The 7439-nt window shown below is 43.9% G+C and carries 9 protein-coding genes; all 9 read right to left on the reverse strand.

Annotation, left to right across the window (positions count from 1 at the left end):
- The coding region (locus RT269_RS29155; RefSeq protein WP_313187974.1) for a transaldolase family protein at nt 1-366 on the reverse strand (366 nt) is incomplete at its 3' end.
- Nucleotides 367-596: 230 nt separating this feature from the next.
- Nucleotides 597-1790, reverse strand: a complete 1194-nt coding sequence (locus RT269_RS29160; protein WP_313187976.1) for an ROK family protein — start codon at nt 1788-1790, stop codon at nt 597-599.
- 182 nt (nt 1791-1972) lie between these two features.
- On the reverse strand, nt 1973-2713 hold the full coding sequence (locus RT269_RS29165) for an SIS domain-containing protein (RefSeq protein WP_313187978.1): 741 nt from the start codon (nt 2711-2713) through the stop codon (nt 1973-1975).
- Nucleotides 2714-2716: 3 nt separating this feature from the next.
- Nucleotides 2717-3448: a creatininase family protein gene (locus tag RT269_RS29170; protein ID WP_313187981.1), complete on the reverse strand. Its 732-nt coding sequence runs from the start codon at nt 3446-3448 to the stop codon at nt 2717-2719.
- Nucleotides 3449-3459: 11 nt separating this feature from the next.
- Nucleotides 3460-4449, reverse strand: coding sequence for a phosphotriesterase family protein (locus tag RT269_RS29175; protein ID WP_313187983.1), 990 nt, complete (start codon nt 4447-4449; stop codon nt 3460-3462).
- 96 nt (nt 4450-4545) lie between these two features.
- Nucleotides 4546-5841, reverse strand: a complete 1296-nt coding sequence (locus RT269_RS29180; protein ID WP_313187985.1) for a PTS ascorbate transporter subunit IIC — start codon at nt 5839-5841, stop codon at nt 4546-4548.
- Between the two features lie 23 nt (nt 5842-5864).
- Nucleotides 5865-6137 (reverse strand): PTS sugar transporter subunit IIB, encoded by a 273-nt coding sequence (locus RT269_RS29185; protein ID WP_310579568.1) that lies wholly within the window; start codon nt 6135-6137, stop codon nt 5865-5867.
- Nucleotides 6138-6152: 15 nt separating this feature from the next.
- Entirely contained in the window at nt 6153-6587 is a 435-nt protein-coding gene (locus RT269_RS29190) for a PTS sugar transporter subunit IIA (protein WP_313187987.1), read from the reverse strand.
- A gap of 9 nt (nt 6588-6596) precedes the next feature.
- Nucleotides 6597-7439, reverse strand: an 843-nt coding sequence (locus tag RT269_RS29195) for a PTS sugar transporter subunit IIA (RefSeq protein ID WP_313187989.1), incomplete at its 5' end; no start/stop codon positions are given.

Consider the following 7439-nt stretch of genomic DNA (forward strand, 5'->3'; position numbering starts at 1 on the left):
GCGTGCTGCTAAAAGCGCCTGGTTTGCACTGAAAATCAGAGTCACATTAGTTTTGATTCCCTCTGCATTCAAAACCTTCACCGCTTTTAAGCCTTCGACAGTCATTGGGATTTTAACAACCATGTTCGGATGGATTGCCGCAATTTCACGCCCCTCTTCGATCATTCCTTTGGCATCTGTCGTCGTAGCTTTCACTTCTCCGCTGATGGGTCCGTCTACAATCGAAGTGATCTCCCGGATAACTTCCACAAAGTCTCTGCCTTCCTTAGCAATCAGTGACGGGTTCGTCGTTACCCCGCAGATAATCCCCATATCATTTGCCTTTTTAATATCCTCTACCTTCGCTGTGTCAACAAAAAATTTCATTTTTCTTTCCCCTTTCATTGGCCTTAATATTATTTTCATTTTATGTATTAATTCATTTAATCAATATATCCTATTAAACAATAACATCTTTTGCAAAAATGTCAATAGGTTATTTGCTTTTTTATATCTTTTCCTGCTGAATCGGCAAACAAAAAAACAGCACCAAAGTCATCTTACGCACAAACGTTCCATGACTTTAATGCTGCTTCAGCATAATTCAATATTCAGTTCTATATAAACTGTCCCGGACTGTCAAAGACCCTGTCGATCGCCACGATCGCCGCACCGGTCAGGATTGGATCTCCCTGGTACGCACTGATGGAAAGCGTAAGCTCGTCCCAGACATCAGGCAGGATTCCCTTTTGCACCGTCTCCCGCACAGTCTGCTCCATTAAGTCCGGATTGGGGCGTGCCATATCATCACCGATAATGATCCGGTCCGGGTTAATCACATTGATAATGTTTATGATTCCGACGCCAAGACTCTCACATGCCCTGCGGTAATGCTCTGTATCGGCTGTATCACCGTTTCTGATCCGCTGCTCCAAATCCTCAAAATTACAGCCTTCCATGCCGGCACGTTCCCCATACACTGCTTTTATAAGTTCCAGGGAGGAGGCGTAGCGTTCCAGACAGCCTCTGTTTCCGCAGGCACATGGTTTCCCGTTTCTGTCTATCGTCATATGCCCGATCTCACCTGCCGTCCCCAGCGCCCCTTCGTAGATTCTGCCATTCATCACGATTCCTGCGCCGATCCCCTGACCGGCGGCAATGTAAACCAGAATATCATCATGATAGGCCTCCTTCAAATCCCACATATGGGCATAGGCTCCGGCATTGGCGTTGTGTTCCAGGAACACCGGGATATCCATCTCCCTGTCAAAAAACGCCTTCAACTCAATATCTTTCCATATATCCGCACCCGTTATCAACGCAATACGGCTCTTTTTCGCTATAAATGGACCTGGCACTGCAAGCCCCGCAGCCAGCACAGAGTCCTTTCCATACTGCTGAATCAACAGGCGCATCCGCCCCGCAATCTGATTTAAGATTTCTTCCGCACCGGGCTGCTTTTCCGGCTCAAAATCCACCCGCTCCTTCACAATCTGTTTCCCTGTCAGATCAAATAGTCCCACGCTGTAATGCTTTCTCGCAAGCCGCACGCCGATGACCCGGTAGCCGTCAGGATTAATGGAGACTCCAATGGACCGGCGCCCTTTACTGCCGTTTAAGAAACCAACCTCCTTTACGATTCCCCAGTTTAGAAAATCCTTCATGATATTGGTCACAGTCGCCTGTTTAAGCCCCGTAAGTGCTGCAAGATGTGCTCTGGAGCATACGCCTTCTCTTCTTAAACTTTTCAAAAGGAGAGATCGATTCATCTCCTGTGTCACGTCCTGGTTAATTCCCCGGTTCTGATTCATTCCGTCTTCCTCGCCGCTCTATAATATGCATCAGATATAGTTTCTGTCAGCTTTTCCTATTATATCATGTTTTTTTAACAAACGTCAAATAATCGTTTTTCTTTCTATTTTCCCAATAAAAAGCTGCTGCAGGCATAAACAAATCGGCCCGCAGCAGTTCACTCTATCTGAAATTACTCCCTTTATAAATAGTGAATACAGTCTTTGTATTCTTCATAAATTTTCTTGTTGATCTCATCTCCTCCATCCGCATTTGCGCTGTGAAGGACAGGCGGCTGAATTCCTCTTTCCGCCAGAATTTCAGCGGCCCTGACGGAGATACCATTGACAATGGATGCTCCGATTACCGTGGATGTTGCTCCTGCCTTTTCGTGGATTCCTTTGATTTCAACACAGCCATCCCCAAACTCTCCCCCATTGTCTATGCAGATGTCACACAGTTCAAAAAGTCTTTTTCCGCTGCTGTGGCGGGAAGTATTCTTCTCAGAATATGCCATATTGGTAATTCCTATGACAGTCATATTCCTGGCTTTGGCTTCCAGAGCCATTTCCACAATTCCTGCATTCCTTCCGGAAACAGAATGAATGAGAATCACATCCCCATCTTTTGCACTGGACTCTTCAAGAAGAGCCTTTGACTGGCCTTCCAGCCTTTCAAATCTGCTTGTCAGAGTAACCGGGCGGACATTGAGCATAAGAGATGGATTAAACAGAGGATTGATCACAGCCAGGCCGCCGGCACGGTAAAACATTTCCTCTGATAAAATAGCTCCATGGGAGCAGCCAAACACATAGATGGAACGCTTTTGCCCGATTGCATCTGCAAGGCACTTTGCCGCAGCTTCCATAGCCTCTCCCTGGCTTTCCTGTACGGAATCCAGAATCCGTTCAATATTTTTAAAATAAGTCTTAATACCGTTCATGGATCACCTCTCCTTTGCTTTTTCGATGAGAGAAACCATTCTTTCAAGTACATACTCGATGACTTTACGGCCCTTCTCCTCTGTTGCATCTTTTGCATTCCCCATAACCGCAGTCTCAGTAAATTCACTCCACCGGATGGGTGTTACGTCTATGAGCTCAGGTACGGTTGGGGCTTCATTGACAGCTTTTGACATGTCCACACGTTCCTTGCACAAATACAGCATATAAGAAGTTTCAATTTCATCTGCATGGAAAAATCCACCGTGAAAGCTGCCTGCTCCCATTACTTCTCCCAGAATTTCTCCTGCACCTGGATAGGTGAAATACAGGATTTTAAAGTCCGGTCTTTCTTTCAGCACCTTCCTGGCCGCCTCTTTTATGGCACCGTTATTCCCCAGATGGGTATTGATCATAACAGCCATACGGAAACCATTCCGCTCTGTTTCCAACAGGATTTCATAGAGCAGCTGTGTTAACAGCTCATTGCTGATACTGACGGATCCTTTCATTTCTCCCAGACTCCAAACCTGGGTGTAATGAATCACAGGAAGAATCAGGGAAGGAACCCGCTCAGAAAGCTTTTCACACAGCTTTTCTGCAAGAAAGGAATCCGTACCTATGGGCAGGTGTGGGCCATGGACTTCCACAGCTCCTAAGGGGAGCAGTGCGATATCATGGGTTGGAATTAAGTCTCTGATTGATATCCCATCCAGTTCATTCATTTTATTGCTCATTTTCTCCCCTCCTATCGAAAGGAAAAGCATCGTTTGGGGTTGCCTTTCAGGAATTTATCTGCCAGAGTCCTTCCGTCTAAGCCTGCTGCATCTGCTTCCTCTATGAATCTGGGAATCCACTTGTCTAATATAAATTTTAAACCGATTCCGTAGCTGTAATTCCTGTAATAGGATTTTCTGGCAAGATCATGGCTGATCAAAAGGTGATCTTCATACCCTCTTTTACACAGCTCCAATATTACATGAATCCTTGCAGACTCCGGTGCATATTTTATTTTCCCAAGTCCATCAAAGCTTAAAAATCCTCCATGGGATAAAATTTTCTCATAATAATATAAATCCAGGTTCCGGTCCATATGTCCAAAGGAAACGTGGCTTAAGTCCACCTTTTCCCTCTCCAGAATCTCAATCTGCTCCAGCGCCATGGTTCCTGCTTCTGTATGAAGATGGACAGGGGCCTTTGTCTCATGATGGGCTGCTGCGATCGCCACAATGGTCTTGACCTCTAAGGGATTAATGCTGTTATAGCCTGTACCGGTTTTTACCTGCCCTGCTTTGTAAGGGGTTCCCTCCAGCCCTATCTCAACTTCACGGATCACGTGATCCGTCAGCTGATCAACGGTTGCCTGTTCCATCCACTCCTGATAAGTATGATAATTTCCTACAATAGGAATTAAATGCTCCGGCAGCTTTGCATCCCATAAAAAGGACTTGTTAAACCCTGCTGTCGCAATGATTTGAATATCCAGCTCTTTCGCCAGTTCTGCAACGCCGGAAACATTTCTTCCATAGTCAATGGCAGTTGCATCCACAATGGTACGGCCGCCTAAATCTTTAAAATCCTGCATATCTCCTTTTGTCTTTTCCGGATCATCAAGAAGCAGGTCATCTGCATTTCTCTCCTTCCAATAAGGCGGTACGCACAACAAATGCTCATGGGAATAGGTAATTCCCATTTCCTCCGGTGAAATATCACCGAAAATCGTTCTGACAAAACTCATGATAATTCCTCCTGTCTGTCCGCGAATTCTACGGGAACGCATAGCCGTAAGTTTTTTTTGAAAAACTCCGGCTATGCAGGTAAAAATCATATTTTTTTAGAATAAGAAGCCGGCAATGAACCGGATAATCGGCCCAATGATAAACATATCGGAATCAGCCGCCCACATTACTACATCAGGAACAGTCGTTGGAGCCAGGAATGTCACCATAACATACTGGCCGATTGCAATGACAGTTGCCGTAATCACACCTGCAAACAGCGCCCCTCTGATTCCACCTGTTTTATTGCCAAAAACTCCTGCTGTTCCAGCATGAAAGAAAATGGCAATCATCGTGGGAACAAACACATAGCCTACGGTATTTCCTAAAACCACAAGCCAGATGAGGCTTGCCACAAATGCTCCAAGGAATCCGATAATAACCGCATTGGGCGCATAGGGATAAACAATGGGTGCATCAAGGGCAGGGATTGCACCTGGAACGATTTTCGTAGCAATTCCTTTAAAAGCAGGTACCATCTCACCAATAAACATGCGGACTCCGAAAAGTACCACCGCTATACCGCCTGCAAATTGTAAACTGGTTAATATGGAGTATATGATGAAGCTTGTATCTCCTGAGGTTACAAGAATTTCTCTGGCACCCTCTGTATTTTTAATCATAAGAAGGACGGTACCAATGATGAACAAAACTGCCATCGTAATTCCGGTAACAATATTGGAATCCCTTAAAAATCCCCATTTATCAGAGATCACCAGGTCTTCTGTGCTCTTTTCCTTATTCCCTACAAATTTGCCTGCCACTGCGCCTAAAAATGCAACGGAAGCTGATGTATGCCCCAGTGCCACACTGTCATTTCCCGTGATTTTTCTTAAGAAAGGCTGTGTCAAAGCAGGCTGTAATGTCCAGTAAACGCCCAGTACAATTGATAAAAATGCAGTTACTGCAAATGTATTTGCATTGATATTCTGATCAAAAATAATTCCTGCGAAAATAAGAGAAGTCCAGAACATCATATGACCGGTTAAATAGATATACTTAAATTTTGTAATACGTGCCAGAAGCACATTGATCAGAAATCCGAATGTCATAGAAAGGGTAACAACGGTACCGAATCTTTGAACAAAATCATTCTGCCCCATATAGTTGCCAAGACTCTGTGCTTCCAGCCCAAACACCTCAGCCCACATAGGCTGGAAAACGTTCAAAGAGGAAACTACAATCCCTGAACCAATTCCGATAATCTGGAAACCGATGATCGCTTTAATCGTTCCCTGAACCGTCTGGCTGAATGACTTCTTTTGGAGAATTAACCCCAACATAACGATAATTCCTAATAAAAAGCCAGCATTCCCAAAAATATTAGTTGCGATCCAATTCACTACTGCCATACTTAAACCTCCTCCGTTTGTAATTAGAAAACATGGTTCTCCTTTAAAACTCGTTTAATTTCTTCTTTGTCTATAAAATTATCAAGAATAATTACTTTTCCCCTCGGGTTCTGGAGGGACTGTGCAATTTCTTTTGTTGTAACAATGAAATCACACGCTTCACCGCTTGCTGCAGAAGCATCGCTGTGTTCCACCTCCGCTTTTACTCCCTCTGCCTTAAACACATCCTCAATATTCATCCGAAGGATAAGGGAGGATCCCATACCCAATCCACAAACTGCTAATACTTTCATCATTTTCGTCTCCTTTGCTTAATTGCTGTTTATGATTGACATGACCTCATCAGCCGTCACGCACTGATACAACCTTTCTATTACATGTTCCCTTCCTAAAAGTCCGGCTATTTTCGTCATAAACTCAAGATGCTCATTATCGCTGCTGGTTGCAAGTGCCATAATCAGCTTCACCGGATCATTGCTGCTTCCAAAAGAAACCGGGGTTTCAAGGGTGATCAAGGATATTCCTGATTGAATGACCCCCTCCTCCGGCCTTGCGTGAGGCATTGCAAAACCGGGTGCAATGGCAAAATAAGGGCCGTTCTTTTCGAAGTTTTTCAGCATTGCATCAATATACTCCTGCCTGATATACCCCTCATGAAGAAGCACCTGTCCGGCTTTTACAATCCCCTCCTGTGCGTCAGAGGCATCAAGCCTTAATGCAATACATTTTTCATTGATAATACTCATTTCACTCACCTACTTTAAATTTTTTATATAATCCAATAGCTGGCTTGGTGTTTCCACCTTCTTTTTATAATCCAGGAAGGACTGGTTCTCACTTAATTCCATGAGAGCCGTCAGTGCTGTTGTATAATCATTGCCTGCAACATTACAGAAGCTGATAACCGTATCGATCTCTTTCCCATTATCAAATACTACCGGCTTTTTTAATGTAATCAGGCTGAATGCGGTTTTTTTCACATTATTCTTATTTCTGGCGTGAGGCAGGGCAATTCCATTGCCAATGGTGATATAAGAGCCGAACTCTTTGATATTATTGATCATATCTTCCACATAGGACTGCAAAACACAATCTGTTCCTACCAGAAGACCGCCTGCCGCATCAATGGCTTCCTGCCAGTTTTTATAAGTTTGATTGACAAGGATCCTGCATTCAGGCAGATACTTTAATAAAATCTCATATTTAGAATGTTTCAAATCTCTGATTCCATTTAATTCCTTTAGTTCTTTTTCTAAACGGGGACGATTGGTTATCACTGCATTCTGCTCTATTAACTGCATCAGAGTGGATAAATCATTGCTTGCACGGACCATTCCTGCTTTTATCAAAGCTTCTGCATCCTGCTCTGTAAGCAGCGGATTCACCTCCACCACATTGCTGATTGTATTTATTTTAACAGGGACTGTTGATACGAATAAATCGATATTCTTATTATCCGCATAAGTATCCAGCCTATAATAAGGAATCACATCTTCGATCACCACATCAAACTTCTGCATGATTTTATTTTTCACCATTTGAGCGGTTCCAAAGCCCAAACCACAGATAAGAACAATCCTGCGGACCCGTTTCTTCTG

Origin of the sequence: Lacrimispora sp. (assembly GCF_032078915.1) — a bacterium.
In the GTDB taxonomy this organism is placed as follows: domain Bacteria; phylum Bacillota; class Clostridia; order Lachnospirales; family Lachnospiraceae; genus Lacrimispora.

Excerpts from the sequence above, each read along its gene's own strand:
- RT269_RS29160 (WP_313187976.1), bottom strand. The coding sequence starts at position 1,790 with ATGAATCAGAACCGGGGAATTAACCAGGACGTGACACAGGAGATGAAT.
- RT269_RS29165 (WP_313187978.1), bottom strand. The coding sequence starts at position 2,713 with ATGAACGGTATTAAGACTTATTTTAAAAATATTGAACGGATTCTGGAT.
- RT269_RS29170 (WP_313187981.1), bottom strand. The coding sequence starts at position 3,448 with ATGAGCAATAAAATGAATGAACTGGATGGGATATCAATCAGAGACTTA.
- RT269_RS29175 (WP_313187983.1), bottom strand. The coding sequence starts at position 4,449 with ATGAGTTTTGTCAGAACGATTTTCGGTGATATTTCACCGGAGGAAATG.
- RT269_RS29180 (WP_313187985.1), bottom strand. The coding sequence starts at position 5,841 with ATGGCAGTAGTGAATTGGATCGCAACTAATATTTTTGGGAATGCTGGC.
- RT269_RS29185 (WP_310579568.1), bottom strand. The coding sequence starts at position 6,137 with ATGATGAAAGTATTAGCAGTTTGTGGATTGGGTATGGGATCCTCCCTT.
- RT269_RS29190 (WP_313187987.1), bottom strand. The coding sequence starts at position 6,587 with ATGAGTATTATCAATGAAAAATGTATTGCATTAAGGCTTGATGCCTCT.